This window comes from Sphingobium nicotianae, assembly GCF_018603885.1.
GTDB lineage: Bacteria > Pseudomonadota > Alphaproteobacteria > Sphingomonadales > Sphingomonadaceae > Sphingobium > Sphingobium nicotianae.
On record NZ_JAHGAW010000001.1, the window covers coordinates 508088 to 523659 of the forward strand.

At 66.0% G+C, this 15572-nt stretch carries 16 protein-coding genes; 7 read left to right on the top strand and 9 right to left on the bottom strand.

Annotation, left to right across the window (positions count from 1 at the left end; genetic code table 11):
- Positions 1–136 precede the first annotated feature (136 nt).
- The 3 genes from KK488_RS02540 to fabD form a co-directional block, all read right to left on the bottom strand.
- Positions 137–370 (bottom strand): acyl carrier protein, encoded by a 234-nt coding sequence (locus KK488_RS02540; protein WP_014076445.1) that lies wholly within the window; start codon positions 368–370, stop codon positions 137–139.
- A gap of 127 nt (positions 371–497) precedes the next feature.
- Complete coding sequence (gene fabG / locus KK488_RS02545) at positions 498–1238, bottom strand: 3-oxoacyl-[acyl-carrier-protein] reductase (protein WP_214621535.1); 741 nt, start codon at positions 1236–1238, stop codon at positions 498–500.
- A gap of 16 nt (positions 1239–1254) precedes the next feature.
- On the bottom strand, positions 1255–2190 hold the full coding sequence (fabD, locus tag KK488_RS02550) for an ACP S-malonyltransferase (protein WP_214621536.1): 936 nt from the start codon (positions 2188–2190) through the stop codon (positions 1255–1257).
- Between the two features lie 168 nt (positions 2191–2358).
- On the opposite strand from fabD, the gene KK488_RS02555 reads away from it, so the two are divergent.
- The 4 genes from KK488_RS02555 to rplI all read left to right on the top strand — a co-directional run bounded on the left by KK488_RS02555 (position 2359) and on the right by rplI (position 4937).
- The gene (locus KK488_RS02555; protein WP_214621537.1) at positions 2359–3480 is read left to right on the top strand and encodes a GNAT family N-acetyltransferase; all 1122 of its coding nucleotides are present in this window, start codon (positions 2359–2361) and stop codon (positions 3478–3480) included.
- Positions 3481–3646: 166 nt separating this feature from the next.
- Complete coding sequence (rpsF, locus tag KK488_RS02560; RefSeq protein ID WP_214621538.1) at positions 3647–4084, top strand: 30S ribosomal protein S6; 438 nt, start codon at positions 3647–3649, stop codon at positions 4082–4084.
- Positions 4085–4097: 13 nt separating this feature from the next.
- The gene (gene rpsR / locus KK488_RS02565; protein WP_181560056.1) at positions 4098–4322 is read left to right on the top strand and encodes a 30S ribosomal protein S18; all 225 of its coding nucleotides are present in this window, start codon (positions 4098–4100) and stop codon (positions 4320–4322) included.
- Between the two features lie 12 nt (positions 4323–4334).
- Positions 4335–4937: a 50S ribosomal protein L9 gene (gene rplI, locus KK488_RS02570; RefSeq protein WP_214621539.1), complete on the top strand. Its 603-nt coding sequence runs from the start codon at positions 4335–4337 to the stop codon at positions 4935–4937.
- Positions 4938–5010: 73 nt separating this feature from the next.
- Here the strand turns inward: rplI and KK488_RS02575 are convergent, their stop codons facing one another.
- Positions 5011–5775, bottom strand: a complete 765-nt coding sequence (locus KK488_RS02575; RefSeq protein WP_214621540.1) for an SDR family oxidoreductase — start codon at positions 5773–5775, stop codon at positions 5011–5013.
- Positions 5772–6380, bottom strand: a complete 609-nt coding sequence (gene folE, locus KK488_RS02580) for a GTP cyclohydrolase I FolE (protein WP_214621541.1) — start codon at positions 6378–6380, stop codon at positions 5772–5774. Before folE ends, KK488_RS02575 begins: the two co-directional genes overlap by 4 nt.
- Positions 6381–6734: 354 nt before the next feature.
- On the opposite strand from folE, the gene KK488_RS02585 reads away from it, so the two are divergent.
- Positions 6735–7943: an acetyl-CoA C-acetyltransferase gene (locus tag KK488_RS02585; protein WP_214621542.1), complete on the top strand. Its 1209-nt coding sequence runs from the start codon at positions 6735–6737 to the stop codon at positions 7941–7943.
- A 308-nt stretch (positions 7944–8251) separates the two neighbouring features.
- Positions 8252–10438 carry a 3-hydroxyacyl-CoA dehydrogenase NAD-binding domain-containing protein gene (locus tag KK488_RS02590; protein ID WP_214621543.1) on the top strand — a complete coding sequence of 729 codons (2187 nt, stop codon included), beginning with the start codon at positions 8252–8254 and terminating at the stop codon, positions 10436–10438.
- On the opposite strand, the gene KK488_RS02595 is transcribed toward KK488_RS02590, so the two are convergent.
- Positions 10435–10812, bottom strand: coding sequence for a hypothetical protein (locus tag KK488_RS02595; protein WP_214621544.1), 378 nt, complete (start codon positions 10810–10812; stop codon positions 10435–10437). The two genes, KK488_RS02590 and KK488_RS02595, sit on opposite strands and share 4 nt — an antisense overlap.
- Positions 10813–10816: 4 nt before the next feature.
- Between KK488_RS02595 and KK488_RS02600 the strand changes: the two genes are divergently transcribed.
- On the top strand, positions 10817–11626 hold the full coding sequence (locus KK488_RS02600; RefSeq protein ID WP_214621545.1) for a glutathione S-transferase family protein: 810 nt from the start codon (positions 10817–10819) through the stop codon (positions 11624–11626).
- A gap of 21 nt (positions 11627–11647) precedes the next feature.
- Here the strand turns inward: KK488_RS02600 and KK488_RS02605 are convergent, their stop codons facing one another.
- From KK488_RS02605 to KK488_RS02615, 3 genes are read right to left on the bottom strand one after another with little or no spacing between them, the layout of a single operon-like run.
- Positions 11648–13030 (bottom strand): sensor histidine kinase, encoded by a 1383-nt coding sequence (locus tag KK488_RS02605; protein ID WP_214621546.1) that lies wholly within the window; start codon positions 13028–13030, stop codon positions 11648–11650.
- On the bottom strand, positions 13027–14115 hold the full coding sequence (locus KK488_RS02610; RefSeq protein WP_214621547.1) for a hypothetical protein: 1089 nt from the start codon (positions 14113–14115) through the stop codon (positions 13027–13029). Before KK488_RS02610 ends, KK488_RS02605 begins: the two co-directional genes overlap by 4 nt.
- Before the next feature lie 33 nt (positions 14116–14148).
- Positions 14149–15363: a glycosyltransferase family protein gene (locus KK488_RS02615; protein ID WP_214621548.1), complete on the bottom strand. Its 1215-nt coding sequence runs from the start codon at positions 15361–15363 to the stop codon at positions 14149–14151.
- Positions 15364–15572: the final 209 nt, after the last annotated feature.

Consider the following 15572-nt stretch of genomic DNA (forward strand, 5'->3'; position numbering starts at 1 on the left):
TGCGTCTTCGCAGCCGGTAAAAGCGAAACGGCCCTCCTCTGGCGAGCGAACCCGCGACCGGAGAGCCGTCCCAATCCTGATGCACTGGCCGATGCCGGCCCGCAAGCTATCGCCCGCGGGCCGCGCATGAAGGTCCTTACTGCTTGCCCTCGATGAAATCGATCGCATCCTTGACGGTCGCAATCTTCTCGGCTGCATCATCGGGAATCTCGACGCCGAACTCTTCCTCAAAGGCCATGACGAGCTCGACGATGTCGAGGCTGTCCGCGCCGAGATCGTCGATGAAGCTCGCGTCTTCGGTCACTTTGTCCGCCTCGACGCCGAGGTGCTCGACGACGATCTTCTTCACGCGATCCGCGGTCTCACTCATGGCTGGTCCTTCTACTTAGTGATCTTCAGTCGGAAGATGCCCTAGTGGGTAGGGCCGTGCGTGACAAGAGGCTGCGGCGCTGCAATGCCACTTCGCCCGGCCAGGAACACGCGCCCTGCACCCGGCATCAAATCATGGCCATGCCGCCGTTCACGTGCAAGGTCTGGCCAGTGACATAACCGCCTTCCCTGCTCGCGAGATAGACCACGGCCGCACCGATGTCGCGCCCCTCGCCCAGGGTCCCCGCAGGGATGCGCGCGAGGATCGCCTCTCTCTGCGTCTCGTTAAGCGCATCAGTCATCGCCGAGCGAATGAAGCCCGGCGCCACGCAGTTCACGGTGATGCCACGGCTCGCCAATTCCTGTGCCAGGCTCTTGCTCATGCCGATGAGGCCCGCCTTGGACGCGGCATAATTGGCCTGACCGGGGTTGCCGGTCACGCCGACGACGCTGGTGATCGATATGACGCGGCCGAAGCGCGCCTTCATCATCGGCCGCGCGGCGGCGCGGATGAGGCGGAAAGCGGCTTCGAGATTGATGCGCTGGACACTGTCCCACTCCTCGTCCTTCATGCGCATCATGAGGTTGTCGCGCGTGACGCCGGCATTGTTGACGAGAATGTCCAGTGGGCCGCCAAGCGCTTCGAGCGCGGCCGGCACCAGGCCGTCGACCGATGCCGCATCGCTCAGATCGCAGGGCACGCAGACATGATCGCCGCCAAGCTCTGCCGCAAAGGCCTCCAGCTTGGCGACATTGCTGCCGGAAAGCGCAAGCTTCGCGCCCTGGCCGGCGAGAGCTCTGGCGATCTCCGAGCCGATGCCGCCGCTTGCGCCGGTCACCAGCGCCGTCATTCCCGAAAGATCGAACATCCTGTTCCTCCAGTCCTCAGAGCCGGCCAACCAGCGCTTCGATATCGTCCATGGTGACGATGCTCATCACCGTTGCATCCGGTGCGATGCGCTTGACCATCGGGGAAAGCACCTTGCCCCCGAACTCGACGAAATCGGTGATCCCTGCGTCCCACATGGCCGCGATGCTCTCGCGCCAGCGAACACGACCCGTGACCTGCTCGACGAGCAGTTGCCGGATCGTCGCGGCATCCGTGACCGGCGCGGCGGTCACGTTGGCATAGACGGGGATGAAGGCGCCGGGCGAATCCGTCCCAGCGAGCGCATCCGCCATCGCATCGGCGGCAGGCTGCATGAGCGGGCAATGGAAAGGCGCCGAGACCGGCAGCAGGACACCGCGCTTGATCTCATAGTCCTTGACCATCCCAATGGCGCGCTCGATCGCGCCCTTGTGCCCGGAGATGACCACCTGGCCCGGATCATTGTCGTTGGCAACGGTACACACCTCGCCCTGCGCCGCCGCTGCGGCCAGCGCCTCGGCGTTCCCGATGTCGGCGCCAAGCAGCGCCGCCATCGCGCCGACGCCGACGGGAACCGCCGCCTGCATCGCGCGCCCGCGCGTCTTGAGGAGCCGTGCCGTCGTCTTGAGGTCGAAGGCGCCCACCGCCGAGAGGGCGCTATATTCGCCGAGGCTATGCCCGGCGACCGCATCCGCCTTGTCGGCAATGGCTATGCCGCCTTCGATCTCCAGCACCCGCAGCGTGGCGAGCGCATTGGCCATGATCGCCGGCTGGGCGTTCTCGGTCAAAGTGAGGTCAGCCTCCGGCCCTTCGCTCATCAGGCGAAACAGATGCTGGCCGAGCGCCTCGTCCACCTCCTCGAAGATCTGGCGGGCGACCGGCGACGCCCCGGCGAGCGCGGCGCCCATGCCCACGGCCTGGCTGCCTTGTCCGGGAAAGATGAATGCGCGCATGATTTAGGCCCCTGCCCGATTTGGTAGCCGCGCTGCATAGCGGATTGTCCGGGCGTTGGAAGAGGCTCTTTATAGACCGCCGCCGGCGACTTCATCGCGATTTAAAGGCCGGGGATTATAGCGTAGCCCGTCAAAAGCCCGGTCCGCCGTTGGGAAAGCGTCTTTCGCATGCAGGTTTCGATATTTCGCACGGTCGCTGAGGTGCTTCCCTTCAAGGCGGACTGGGATCGGCTGGCCGTGCACGAAACGCTCTATGTGGCGCCATTTGAAGAACTGATCTCGTCCATATCCCGCGAGGGCACGAATTTTCGCTTCATCGTCGCGCATGACGGCGGGCAGGTTTCGGCGCTGGCCTGTTTCGTCCTGTGGCGCAACATGCGAGTCTATTGGTTCAGCCAGATCAGGCTTTTCACTATCAAGGTGCCGACCGCGGGCCTGTACGGCAGCCAATTGCTCGGCGGCGCCGATGCCGCGACCGCTGGATCGATGCTGCAGGCGATCCTGGCCGAACCGATGGCCAAGATCGTCGATTTCGGCGAGATACCGATTGCCAGCGGCCTGTGCGAAGCCGCCCGATCATACCGACGGCGCATGATCCTGCACGACAATGATCGCAACTGTACGCGACGGTTGCTGAGCCTCGCAGAGGGCTTTCAGGCCTATCTCGCCCGCTTGCGCGGGAGTACCCGCAAAGCGGTTCAGCGCGACCGGCGCCTGTTCGAGCGGCTTTCGCCGGCCTGGCGGCACTTCGAAACGTTCGAGGAGGCGGCGCTTTTCCTGCGCGACGCCGCCCCGCTCAGCAAGCAGACCTATCTCGCCGGCATGGGCATCGCGCTCGAAGACGACGCGGCGACGCGAGCGCGCTTTGCCGCGCTGGCGCAAGCCGGCCGATTGCGAGCCTATATCGCCTATGTCGATGGCATCCCCCGCGCCTTCGCCTGGGGTGACATCAGCCATGACGTCTTCTATTTCAGGATGACCGGCTATGACCCGGACTTCCGCAAGCATTGCGCCGGGACTGCCATCCTGTTTCATGCGCTGGAGGATCTCGCGCAGGAGCCAGCCTGTGCGCGCTTCGATTTCGGCGTGCGCGACTTGGACTATAAGGAGCGTTTCGGCACAATCGTCATCCCTTGCACGGGCCTTTCGCTGGCTCGCTGGTCGAGCCCGTCAGCCGTGTTCGCCACTATGGCCGGACGTGTGCTGGACGGTCTCAAGGGCATGAGCTCCCGACTGCTGGGCGGTGCGCGTCTGGCGCGCATCCGGCGGAAGCTGCGCGGCCAATCATGAGACGCAACCGCGCGAATGCTCGTTTTGCTTGCAATTGCGGGCGCTTTTCGTCATAGGCGCCGCTCCGTTCGCGGATGCGGGCGGAAATTGACTATAGACGACAGCCGGAGGGGTGGTTCGCATGGGGCGGCCATCAGCAATCGGCCAAAGACAGGACGCATGAACCATGCCGCAATACGAGCATGTCTTCCTTGCGCGTCAGGATCTGGCTCAGGCCCAGGTCGATGCGCTGGCGGAAAATGCCACCAAGATCGTCGAGGCCCAGGAGGGCAAGGTGACGAAGGTGGAAAATTGGGGTCTCCGCAACCTCGCCTACAAGATCGCGAAGAACCGCAAGGCGCATTACGTCATGCTCAACATCGACGCGCCTGCCGGCACCGTCGCGGAGCTGGAGCGCCAGACGCAGATCAACGAAGACATCATCCGCTACATGACGATCCGCGTCGATGAGCTGGAGGGTGGACCCTCGGTGATGATGCGCAAGAGCGATCGCGACCGTGAGCGTGGTGACCGCGGCGATCGTGGTGACCGGGGCGATCGCGGCCCGCGCGGCGACAGCCGTGGCCCGCGCCGTGACCGCGACGAAGCGTCCGACGGCGAATAAGGAGATATAGACCATGGCACGCCCATTTTTCCGCCGCCGCAAGACCTGCCCCTTCTCCGCGAAGGACGCACCGCGCATCGACTACAAGGATGTCCGCCTGCTGCAGGGTTTCGTTTCCGAGCGTGGCAAGATCGTCCCCTCGCGCATCACCGCCGTATCGGCGAAGAAGCAGCGCGAGCTCAGCCAGGCGATCAAGCGCGCCCGTCATCTGGGCCTGCTGCCCTACATCGTGAAGTAAGGAGCGCTCATCATGGAAATCATTCTGCTCGAGCGCATCGAGAAGCTGGGTGCGATCGGCGACGTCGTGACCGTCAAGGACGGTTATGCGCGCAACTATCTGCTGCCCAACAAGAAGGCGCTCCGCTCGAACAACGCCAACAAGAAGGTGTTCGAGGCCAACCGCGCCAAGATCGAGGCCGACAATGCCGCCCGCCGCAGCGATGCTGCCACGGCAGCCGAGACGGTCAATGGCGTCCAGATCGTGCTGATCCGGCAGTCGTCGAACAGCGGCCAGCTCTACGGATCGGTCTCGGTTCGCGACATCGTCGAGGGTCTGCATGAGGCCGGCCACAAGATCGTCAGCAAGGCGATGATCGTGCTCGAACGGCCGATCAAGACACTCGGTCTGTTCGACGTCAAGGTCTCGCTGCACCCCGAGGTTGCGGTCAACATTCAGGTGAACGTCGCCCGTTCGCCCGAGGAAGCCGATCTCCAGAAGGACGGCGTCGACGTCATGGCGTCGATGTTCGAGAAGGACGAGGCGGGCTTCACCGAGGATTACGATCCGAATGCGGAGCCCGGCGAGATCCCGGCCGACCTGGCCGACGAGCCGGCGGAGAGCGACGAGGCCTGAGGCCAGTCGCCAGTCAAATAAAGAGCCCCGCCGGAGCGATCCTGCGGGGCTTTTTGTTGGTCGGCACGGGCTCTCAGAGGTGCATGAAGTCCCGCGCGAAGCTGCGCATATGGGCGCCGCCATCGACATAGACGGTCTGGCCAGTGACCGCCGCGGCCCCGGCCAGATAGAGCACGGCGTCGGCGACATCCTCCGTTCCGGGCAGGCGCCCGAGCGGCATGGACGCGGCGAGCCGGTCGACCTGCGCTTCCGCATAATCCTCGGTCACCAGCGTCAGTCCCGGCGCCACCGCATTGACGCGGACATGCGGGGCAAGCTCGCGCGCGGCGATCTTCGTGAAGCCCTCCAGCGCATATTTGGCGAGCGTGTAGGCGAGCTGATCGCCATGCGGCTGGGCGAGGCGCTGATCGAGGATATTCACCACCGAGACATTGGCAGGCCCTGACCGATCCGCCTTCACGAACGCCTGGGTGAGCAGAACCGGCACCGAAGCATTCACGGCGAAATGGTCGGCGAGGTCGGACGGGGTCACCGTGTCGAGCCTGTCCTGCCCAAACAGCGACGCGCTGTTGACCAGCAGATCGGGCGCGCGGCCGAACTGCGCGATGACGGCCGGCATGAGCCCCTGAACCTCGGCGTCATCCAGGAAATCGGCAACGAATCCAGCCCATGGCACGCCCGTCTCGGCCAGACACCCGGCAAGGAAGGGATGCGGCTCCGCATCGTGGCGCCCGTGAATTGCCAGCGCGTAACCAGCACGGGCCAGGCGCATCGCGATCCGCGCGCCGAGGCGGCGGTGGCCGCCGGTCACGAGGGCCAGCGGCTGTGCCGGCGTCACTTGACGCCCATCAGGCGCAGCACTTCCTCGCGGCTCTTTTCGTCGCGCTTGAACACGCCCATCATGCGGCTGGTGCGCATGATCGTGCCATGGGTGCGCACACCGCGGCCGGTCATGCAGCCATGGCTCGCCTCGATCACGACGGCAACGCCCAGCGGCTTGAGATTATCCCAGATGCAGTCGGCCACTTGCGCTGTCAGGCGCTCCTGCACCTGCAGGCGGCGCGCAAATGCCTCCAGCACGCGAGCGAGCTTCGAGATGCCAACCACATAGTCGCGCGGCAGATAGGCGATGTGCGCCTTGCCGACGATCGGCGCCATGTGATGCTCGCAATGCGACTGGAACGGAATGTCGTTGAGCATGACGATCTCGTCATAACCGCCGACCTCATGGAAGATGCGCGAGAGATGGTAGGCCGGGTCCTCGGCATAGCCCTCGCAATATTCCTTCCAGGCGCGCGCGACGCGCTTGGGCGTCTCGATCAGGCCCTCGCGCTCCGGATCGTCACCGGCCCAGCGGATGAGCGTGCGGATCGCGTCTTTCACATCCTCAGGCACGTCGGGCTTGGCCGATTTCGGGTTCACGTCGATCTGCTGGCTGGCCATTAACACCCCCGGTGCGTGGAAGAGGCAGGCACAGCGGCATGCCGGTCGGTCGGGCGGACATAGGTTTGTCACGACTCGGATTCAACCCGGCGTTTCCGAGTCGGGGGATGACGGGACCGGTCAGGGGTTCCGGAACTTCATGAAGCTCACATGTGTGACACATGGCGAGTGGTTTCCGTTTACGTTAGGGTAAGGCTGAGGTTTGGGGATTTTCCGGGCATTTCGCGGGTGCGCTTGTCTGGAAAAATCTCGCGAAACTTCACAGCAACCTTGCCGAACGCCGGGTCCATGGCCCATATGTCGGGCAACAGAGGAGACCGCCCACCCCTCCCCGGCGGCCCAGGAGAGCGACCCATGGAAGCCTTCATCTACGACGCCGTGCGCACCCCAAGAGGGCGCGGCAAGGCGGACGGATCGCTGCACGAAGTCACACCCGTCCAGCTCGCCGTGCAGATGCTCCGGGCGGTACGGGACCGCAACAATATCGACACCGCCGACCTCGACGACGTGATCCTGGGCTGCGTCGCACCGGTCGGCGAGCAAGGCACGGACATCGCCCGCATGGCTGTGCTGACCGCGGGCTTTGCCGAGACGGTGCCGGGCGTGCAGATCAACCGCTTCTGCGCATCTGGCCTCGAAGCCACCAATATGGCGCTCGCCAAGGTGATCAGTGGCGAAGCCGAATTGGCGATCGGCGGCGGCGTCGAATCGATGAGCCGTGTGCCGATGGGCGCGGATGGCGGCGCCTGGGCCTCAGATCCCGCCGTGGCCTATGCGACCTATTTCGCCCCGCAGGGCATCGGCGCCGACCTGATCGCGACCAAGTTCGGCTTCTCGCGCGACGATGTCGATGCCTATGCCGTCGAGAGCCAGAAGCGCGCGGCAGCCGCCTGGGCGGCGGGGCTCTTTAAGAAATCGATCGTGCCGGTCCAGGACGTGATCGGCCAGACTCTGCTCGATCATGACGAGCATATGCGCCCGGAAACCACGATGCAGAGCCTCGCCGCCCTGAAGCCCAGCTTCGCGGCGATGGGCGAGGACATGCCGGGCTTCGATGCCGTCGCGCTGCTGCGCTATCCGGAGGTGGAGAAGATCAATCATGTCCATCATGCCGGCAACAGCTCCGGCATCGTCGATGGCGCAGCGGCCGTGCTGGTCGGCAGCAAGGCGATGGGCGAAAAATATGGCCTGAAGCCGCGCGCGAAGATGCGCGCCATGGCCTCGGTCGGTTCCGAGCCGCTGATCATGCTGACCGGGCCGGAGGGTATCGCCGACAAGCTGCTCAAAAAGGCCGGCATGGCCAAGGGCGACATCGACCTGTGGGAACTCAACGAGGCCTTCGCCAGCGTGGTGCTGCGCTACATGCAGGCCATGGGGCTGGACCACAGCCAGATCAATGTGAATGGCGGCGCGATCGCGATGGGGCATCCGCTCGGCGCGACCGGGGCGATGGTGCTGGGCACGGCGCTCGACGAGCTGGAGCGCTCCGGCAAGGGCACCGCGCTGATCAACCTCTGCGTCGGCGCCGGCATGGGTACGGGGATTATCATCGAGCGGATTTGAGGGAGGCTTGGCTTTGAGCCTGGTCCGGTCCCTCCCCGTTCGTTTCCGGCCGAGGTTCGAGCCTGTCGAGAACCGGGGTCGAGAAATTGGCGCAGCGCTGCCGTTCTCGACAGCCATCTCGACTTCGACGGCCGCTCGAACCGAACGCGTGATTGTAAGAATGACCGTTCGTCCTGAGTAGCCATTGAGCTTGTCGAAATGGCGTATCGAAGGATCGCGAGCTTGAGCTGACCCCTCGATACGGGTCTTCGACAAGCTCAGCCCCTACTCAGGGCGAACGGGTTAGTTTGAAGGATTTGGAGGCAGACATGGCCACGACCATCAAGACCGAGATCGACGCGGACGGCATCGCCCTCCTCACCATCGACGTGCCGAACCAGTCGATGAATGTCCTCACGCCGGACTTCTTCGCCGATCTTGAGGAAGCCATCGGCAAGATCGCCGGTGACGACGCGATCAAGGGCGCCGTCATCTGTTCCGGCAAGACGAGCGGGTTCATGGCCGGCATGGACCTCAAATATCTGATTAACATGCTGCGCGAGGCGACCGCCGGTGGGCCGGACGGGACCGATATGGCGGCCCTGTTCGAGCGCGTGTTCACGCTGAACGCGCTGCTGCGCAAGCTGGAGACCAACGGCAAGCCGGTCGCGGTCGCGATCGAGGGCACCTGCATGGGCGGCGGGCTGGAGCTGGCGCTCGCCTGCCATCATCGCGTACTGACCAATGACCCCAAGGTAACGATCGGGCTTCCGGAAATCCTGATCGGCCTGTTCCCCGGCGGCGGCGGATCGCAGCGGCTTCCCCGCCTGATCGGCATTCAGGGCGCCCTCATGTACATGCTGCAGGGCAAGAGCTGGCGCCCGGCCGAGGCGCTGGGCATGAAAGTGGTCGACGAGCTGGCCGAGCCGGGGCAGACGGTCGCGGCGGCCAAGGCCTGGGTGAAGGCCAATCCGGGCGCGGGCACGCAGCCCTGGGACGTCAAGGGCTTCAAGGTGCCGGGCGGCTCCGGCCAGTTCAACCCCGGCTTCATCCAGGTGATGATGGCGGCGACCGTCATGACCACAAAGACGACGCAGCGGAACATCCACGCCCCGCATGCGCTGCTGAGCGCGGTCTATGAGGGCATCCAGCTGCCGATGGACAAGGCCGTCCGCGTCGAGAGCAAATATTTCGCCAAGGTCGTCGCCGACCCGCAAGCGGGCAACATGGTGCGCACGCTCTTCGTCTCGAAACAGGCGGCCGAACGCGGGGCGCGGCGCCCGGCCGGTGTCGAGAAGGCGCCGACGAGGAAGCTCGCCATGCTCGGCGCGGGCATGATGGGCGCGGGCATCGCCAATGTCGCGGCGCAGGCGGGCATCGAGGTGGTGCTGCTCGATCGCGACCAGGCCTCGGCCGACAAGGGCAAGGCGCATGCCGCCGAGCAGATGCAGAAGCGCATCGGCCGGGGAATGACGCCCGAGAAAATGGCCGAGACGCTGGCGCGGATCACGCCGGTGACGGATGTCGAGGCGCTCAGGGGCTGCGACTTCGTGATCGAAGCGGTGTTCGAGGCGGCGGACGTCAAGGCCGAGATCACCAAGCGCGTCGAGGCGGTGCTTGGACCGGACGTGATCTTCGGCTCCAACACCTCGACCCTGCCGATCACCTCGCTCGCCGGGGCTTGGAGCAAGCCGGAGAATTTCGTCGGCATCCACTTCTTCTCGCCGGTCGAGCGGATGGCGCTGGTCGAGATCATTCTCGGCAAGCAGACGGGCGACCGCGCCGTGGCCAAGGCGCTCGATTTCGTCGCGCAGATCCGCAAGACGCCGATCGTCGTCAATGATTCGCGCGGCTTCTACACGTCGCGCTGCTTCGGCACCTATGTGCAGGAAGGCACGCAGATGCTGGCCGAGGGCGTCGGCGCTGCGCTCATCGAGAATATGGGCAAGCAGCTCGGCATGCCGGTGGGACCGCTGGCGGTCTCGGACGAGGTCTCGATCGAGCTAGGCCACAAGGTGACCTTGGCGACCAAGGCGGCGCTGGGCGATGCCTACAAGGCCAGCCTCGCTGACGATGTCGCGGCGCATATGGTCGGGATCGGCCGGCTCGGGCGCAAGAACGGCAAGGGTTATTACGACTATCCCGCCGACGGCAAGAAGCTGCTCTGGCCGGGCCTCGGCGGGGAATATCCGCTGGCGATCAACCAGCCCATGCCCGAGGATGTGCGTGAGCGGCTGCTCTATCGCCAGCTGGTCGAGTGCGCGCGCTGCTTCGCCGAGGGCGTGCTGGTGACGCCGCAGGACGGCGATCTCGGCGCGATCTTCGGCTGGGGCTTCGCGCCCTACACCGGCGGGCCGTTCAGCGCGATCGACACGATCGGGCCAACCAACGTTGTGGCGACGCTGGACCGGCTGGCGCAGCAGCATGGCGATCGTTTCGCGCCGCCGCAGCAACTGCGCGACATGGCCGCGAGTGGCGGGCTCTATTATGTGATGACGGCCACGAAGGCGGCCTAGGCCGTGACGTCGGGCCATCTGGTCAGAAGCGGATAGACAAGCTCCCTTTCCGCCCCGACGCGCGCGATCATCGTGGTGCGCATGGCGCGAGATGCCGCGCAATAGTCGCTCCAGGATTCCTCCACTTCGCGCAGGGTCCAGCGGCCGATATGCCCCACCGAGACCGTGAGCTGCGCCTTGCCGCTATCGCGCAGGGCAAGGACATTAGCCTGATCCGCCGGCGAGACGCGTTCGAGGAGGAACGGATAGACTTTGGTCTCCAGCAGCGCGGTCCTGCGACGGCTGACGCGCGTGAGCTTCAGGCGGGCCGAGGCGACGGCGTCGAGCTTGGGGACGGACGCGGCGGTCTGGCGCTCCAGTTCGCCAATGTACATCAGAATGTCGTCGTGTAACGTCCTGAGCTGGTTCAACATCGTCTGGTCCTTCGGCGTCGCGCGAGTCTGCAACGCGCCGGATGAAGAATCCGTAACGGGCGGGATGATGATTCCGGAAGAGCGTTGCGGCGAACCGGACGCTGTGGACTATTGGCAGGCGTTTGTTCTATCGCCGGACGGCAAGACCGGTTGTCGGGAAGGTCGCATCATGCTCACGCTCTATCTCGCGCCCGGCTCCAGCTCGATGGCGCCGCATATCGCGCTGCATGCGATCGGAGCGCCCTTCGACATCCGGCCGCTCTCCTTCGCGCGACAGGAGCAGCGCGAGGCGGCCTATCTGGCGATCAATCCCGAGGGCAAGGTGCCGACCTTGGTGGACGGAGACCTGGTGCTGACCGAGGTGGCCGGCATCCTCTTCTATCTGGCGAAGCGCTTTCCGGAGGCGGGACTGCTGCCGGACGATGTCGAGGCGCAGGCGCGCGCGGTCTCATGGATGTCCTTCGCGGCAGCAACGATCCATCCGGGCTTCATGGGCGGCGCCGAAAAGGCCGAGGCAGCGCTTCGTCAGGCCGAACAGCGCCTAAATGGTCGCGCCTTTGCCATGGGCGAGCGGATGTCCATCGCGGACATTCATCTGTTCCGGCTGTTCTGGCGCATCCGCAACACCATAAACCTGCCGCTCGACGCGTTGCCCGGACTGGTCGCGCATCATGACCGGATGATGGCGCTGCCCTGCGTGCGGGCCACCATCGCGGTAGAGAGCGAGATCGGCTATGAGCTGCGCGGCCTCAAGGTGCCGACGGCCAGCGCATAAGGCAGGCCGGGCAAATGCCGGTCAGGCGGTCCAGCCCGGCAGATCAAGCGTGAAGCGGGCCCCCTGCCCCATCGCGCTGTCGACGGTGACGTCGCCGCCCATGGCCCGCGCGAGCTTGCGGGAGATGTAGAGGCCGAGACCACTGCCTTCGCCGCCCGCGAGCCCAAGTCGCTCGAAGCGCTCGAAGATGCGCTCATGGTCCTCCGACGCGATGCCGCCGCCCTGATCGGCGACGATCGCCCTGGCGCGGCCAGCCTCGTCGTCGACGCGCACCCAGATGATGCTGTCCTCGGGCGAATGACGCACGGCGTTGCCGATCAGATTGACCAGAATCTGCAGCACGCGGCGATATTCCGCGCGCGCCGGGGCGCGCTCGCCGAGCGGCGGGGTCTGGATGCGCACGCGGCGGGCATTGGCGCGCACGTTGAGCAGGCCGGCGGCACGTCGCGCAAGATCGGCGAGATCAACCTCCTCCTGCGCGGTGGTGAAGCCGGGGCGCTCGATCGCCTGCAGGTCGGCGAGATCGTCGACCAGCTCGAGCAGGTGGCGGCCGGCGGCGGCGATGTCCGCGGCATATTCGGCATAATCCTGGCGCAGCGGCCCCTCGAGCTGGCCGCTGATCGTGCTGGCATTGGCGATGATCCGGCCGAGGGGCTGGCGCAGCGCCTGATCGAGGCGGCGACCCAGATCGGGGCCGAAGATGTGGACCACCTCCGCTTCGGGTTGCGGAGCCGGTGCCGGCACCTCATCGATGCGCACCGCCCGGCCACGATAGCCCATCAACGCGCCGCCATTGTCGAACAAGGGCGCCCCCGAAATGCGATAGGCGATCGCGGCGTCGGCGCGCAGGATCGCGGACTGGTTGCAGAACGGCAGACGCAGCGCAAGCGCTTCGAGGAGCGGCATGGCGGTGTCGTCGCGCGTGTCGAGCTGGAAATAGGCGGTCAGCGGGTCGCCGATTCGGGGAGGTTCATGACCGAGTTCCTCGGCATCCTGGTCGACGGTGCGGAAGCGGAGGCGGGTATCGACCTGCCAGTTCCAGCCATGCCCTTCATCGCCCGCAACGGCGAGATGGATCGCCGGCACATCCTCGGGCGCACGACGCGGCGTGCGCGCCTGCCAATCGACGATGGCGAGCGCCATACCCTCGTCATCCGGACGAAGCTGGACCCACATGCTGATGTCGGTCTCGCCCTGAGCGACCTCGACGCCGCGGGAAATCGGGATGCGCAGGCGCTGGACGAGGCGCACGAGCGCGGCCAGCGCCGGGATCACGAGCAGGCCATTCGGATCGCCGCCGGCTTCGACCTGAAGCGCAAGCAGCGCCTCGTCAGCCGCGACGAGGCGGCCGTCGGCATCCAGCGTCGCCTGGACCGGCGCATCGACAGCGGGCAGCGCGCTCATTGCGCGCGCTCCATGAGAGCGAGCTTTTCGACAAGTGCGGGCGGGCTCGACACGCGCATCAGCCAGGCAACGGCCTTCGCCGCATCGAACAGGCGATAGTCCTCGACGAACTCGGCCAGCCCGATGTCCCCGCGAGCCGCCGCGCCCGTCAACGGCGCGAGCAGTTCCATGGTCCGAAAGGCGACGGCATCGTCGATGTTCATGAGGCGCAGGACGGCGTGACGCGGCTCGTCGAGCGGATCGATCAGCGCCTCGATCACCTGCTCGATCGACAAGCCGATCTCACCCTCGGCCAACGCCGCGAACAAGAGAAGACGCGCATCGACCAGCGCCGCGGGCGCCAGGGCGAGGCGAGAAGCGCGCGTGAGGCTGCGCGCGCAAAGCTGGGCGAGCGCGAACGCGCCGCGGCCCTCGTCGTGGCGCGCGATCAGGCGCTCGGTGGCCTGGACGAGAGCCCGGAACAGGCCCTGGTCCCCGGCGGCCGCATCGGCCTCACAGCCGCGGATCAGCAGTGCCGCGACCGTCCACGCAAGATCGTGGAAATGCTCGGCGGGAAGATCAGGGCGCATCGGCGCATCGAGCAGCATCGGCGCGGACCAGCGCCGTTCGGCGATGCCGAGCGCGGCCAGCGCATCGAGATAGCGGTCATTGCCGGCGCCCGGGTCCACCGCGGCAATGCTGACCGGTGCCCCGGACCCATCATTCTGACGCAGGAGCATGGCGACGGCCGCGCGACGGCGCAGATGGCCGAGCAACTCAGGCGACAAAATCTCCAGCTCTTCCTCGATGGCATGGCGGGCATAACCGGGCCCGAGTTCCGCCAGCATCGACTCGACCCTCGCGTCGCTGACATGCAGGCCGATTGCGAGCTCGACCGCGTTCATCATGCCGGCGAGATGGAAGCGGGTCTCGGCGAGCAGCGCGTCGCTCCAGCGGCGCGGCGCCGAATCGGCCAGTTGCGCAAGATCGGCGCCATGGCGCACGTCCTCGATCAGCCGGCGGAAGAGACGGACTCCGGGGCGTCCACCCTCGCCACCACCTCCGCCAGGTGCGCGTTGCTGAGCTGGCTCATTGCCGACATTCATGCCCTGCCCTTAGCCGAACAGGCTTAATATGCCCTAAACCCTGGCAGAATCGATCGGCAGCAGGCGCACCGCGATCGCCGCGCAGACGAGAAGCCCGAGCAACGCGAAGGACGCCGCCGCTCCGCCGAATATCTGGCCAATGAGCACGAGGACCAGCGCACCGGGTACGGTGAGCTGCAGCCAGCGTCGCCACGGGCCGACAGGCCTCTCGATTTCATCGGCCCAGGCGAGAAGGCCGATAAGGATCAGCGGAAGCCAGGCTCCGGCGAGTCCCAGTAATTGCCCCTGCGAGAGACGAAGGCCCAGAATCGCCAGCACCAGCAGCCCGCCTCCCTGCACCACACGATGCTGCCAGGGCCGTCCGCTGGTGCGCAGCGTGACCATCGCGGACTGGCGGGCGAGATCGGATGCTGCCACGGCCATGATCGTCACGATCAGGCCCGGCAGCGCCCACCCCGTGACACTCAGCGCCAGGCCGGCAACCGCCAGGAACAGCGCGATCATGGCGAGATGCGCTGGCTCGATCTGGCGGCGGACCAATTCGCGCACGATCAGCCGTGACACGGGGACGAACAGGCTGCCAAGCCCGCTCGCGCCCTCACTCACAGTGGCATGGCGACCCTCGCTAAGCGCATGCAGGGCGAGGTCGGCGCTGGCCTGATCACGCGCGATGGTGAGACGGCCATCCATGACCAGTTCCGGCGACAATTCAACGCGCAGAATGCCGGCCTGAACCGCGCGGCGCAGCAGAGTCAGCTCGAGATCCCAATCCCCGAGCATGTCCAGCGTTGAGACGATATTCGCACCGGGCGCCCAGAGCGCACCGGCCCACATCGCCCCGCTGTCGATCCGCTCGAAGCGCGCCGTCGAGGGCACCGAAGGCAATGTCAGCATGGTCGACGCGGGCGTGGCGAGCAGGGAAGTCAGCGCCTCGGGCGGCGCGACGAGATTTTCGCTGAGCAGGAGCACGCGATCATCGAGCGCGATGGCGCGCGAGAGCGTCGTCATGTCCTGCACCAGGGCAACGGGTCGCTCCTGCTCGGCGGAAAGCCGGTCGACGAGCTGCGCCAGATCGGGCGCGGGCGCATCCACCAGAATCACTATCTTATCGGCGCCGGCCGCAAGCGCCTGACGCGCCTGATATTCCAGCAAAGGCTGGCCACCAAAGTCAATCAGCGGCGCGGCCAACCCGCCCGCCGTCCGGTTGCGTGCGCCGTCACGGGCGCTCAGCAGAGCGATCAGCGCCATGATGGCGTCTAGGCGTTGGCGTTCGACACGGGGCCTCTGTCTGGCAATGGGCTCGGCCGATTGCAAGGTGCCTGCGTGCAGACAGGTCGTGAAGCTATGGGAGGACCCAGCATGATCTTCCGCTTTGGGAAGCGGACACTGCCGCTCCCACCGACGTCACCTGGGCTTGACCCGGGGTCCCGCTGCTCTTTTTCGCACGTTCGGGGCAT

Bases quoted from the DNA above. Each gene is read 5' to 3' on its own strand.
- KK488_RS02540 (WP_014076445.1), bottom strand. From the start codon at position 370: ATGAGTGAGACCGCGGATCGCGTGAAGAAGATCGTCGTCGAGCACCTC.
- fabG (WP_214621535.1), bottom strand. From the start codon at position 1,238: ATGTTCGATCTTTCGGGAATGACGGCGCTGGTGACCGGCGCAAGCGGC.
- fabD (WP_214621536.1), bottom strand. From the start codon at position 2,190: ATGCGCGCATTCATCTTTCCCGGACAAGGCAGCCAGGCCGTGGGCATG.
- KK488_RS02555 (WP_214621537.1), top strand. From the start codon at position 2,359: ATGCAGGTTTCGATATTTCGCACGGTCGCTGAGGTGCTTCCCTTCAAG.
- rpsF (WP_214621538.1), top strand. From the start codon at position 3,647: ATGCCGCAATACGAGCATGTCTTCCTTGCGCGTCAGGATCTGGCTCAG.
- rpsR (WP_181560056.1), top strand. From the start codon at position 4,098: ATGGCACGCCCATTTTTCCGCCGCCGCAAGACCTGCCCCTTCTCCGCG.
- rplI (WP_214621539.1), top strand. From the start codon at position 4,335: ATGGAAATCATTCTGCTCGAGCGCATCGAGAAGCTGGGTGCGATCGGC.
- folE (WP_214621541.1), bottom strand. From the start codon at position 6,380: ATGGCCAGCCAGCAGATCGACGTGAACCCGAAATCGGCCAAGCCCGAC.
- KK488_RS02585 (WP_214621542.1), top strand. From the start codon at position 6,735: ATGGAAGCCTTCATCTACGACGCCGTGCGCACCCCAAGAGGGCGCGGC.
- KK488_RS02590 (WP_214621543.1), top strand. From the start codon at position 8,252: ATGGCCACGACCATCAAGACCGAGATCGACGCGGACGGCATCGCCCTC.
- KK488_RS02595 (WP_214621544.1), bottom strand. From the start codon at position 10,812: ATGTACATTGGCGAACTGGAGCGCCAGACCGCCGCGTCCGTCCCCAAG.
- KK488_RS02600 (WP_214621545.1), top strand. From the start codon at position 10,817: ATGTCGTCGTGTAACGTCCTGAGCTGGTTCAACATCGTCTGGTCCTTC.
- KK488_RS02605 (WP_214621546.1), bottom strand. From the start codon at position 13,030: ATGAGCGCGCTGCCCGCTGTCGATGCGCCGGTCCAGGCGACGCTGGAT.
- KK488_RS02610 (WP_214621547.1), bottom strand. From the start codon at position 14,115: ATGAATGTCGGCAATGAGCCAGCTCAGCAACGCGCACCTGGCGGAGGT.
- KK488_RS02615 (WP_214621548.1), bottom strand. From the start codon at position 15,363: ATGGCGCTGATCGCTCTGCTGAGCGCCCGTGACGGCGCACGCAACCGG.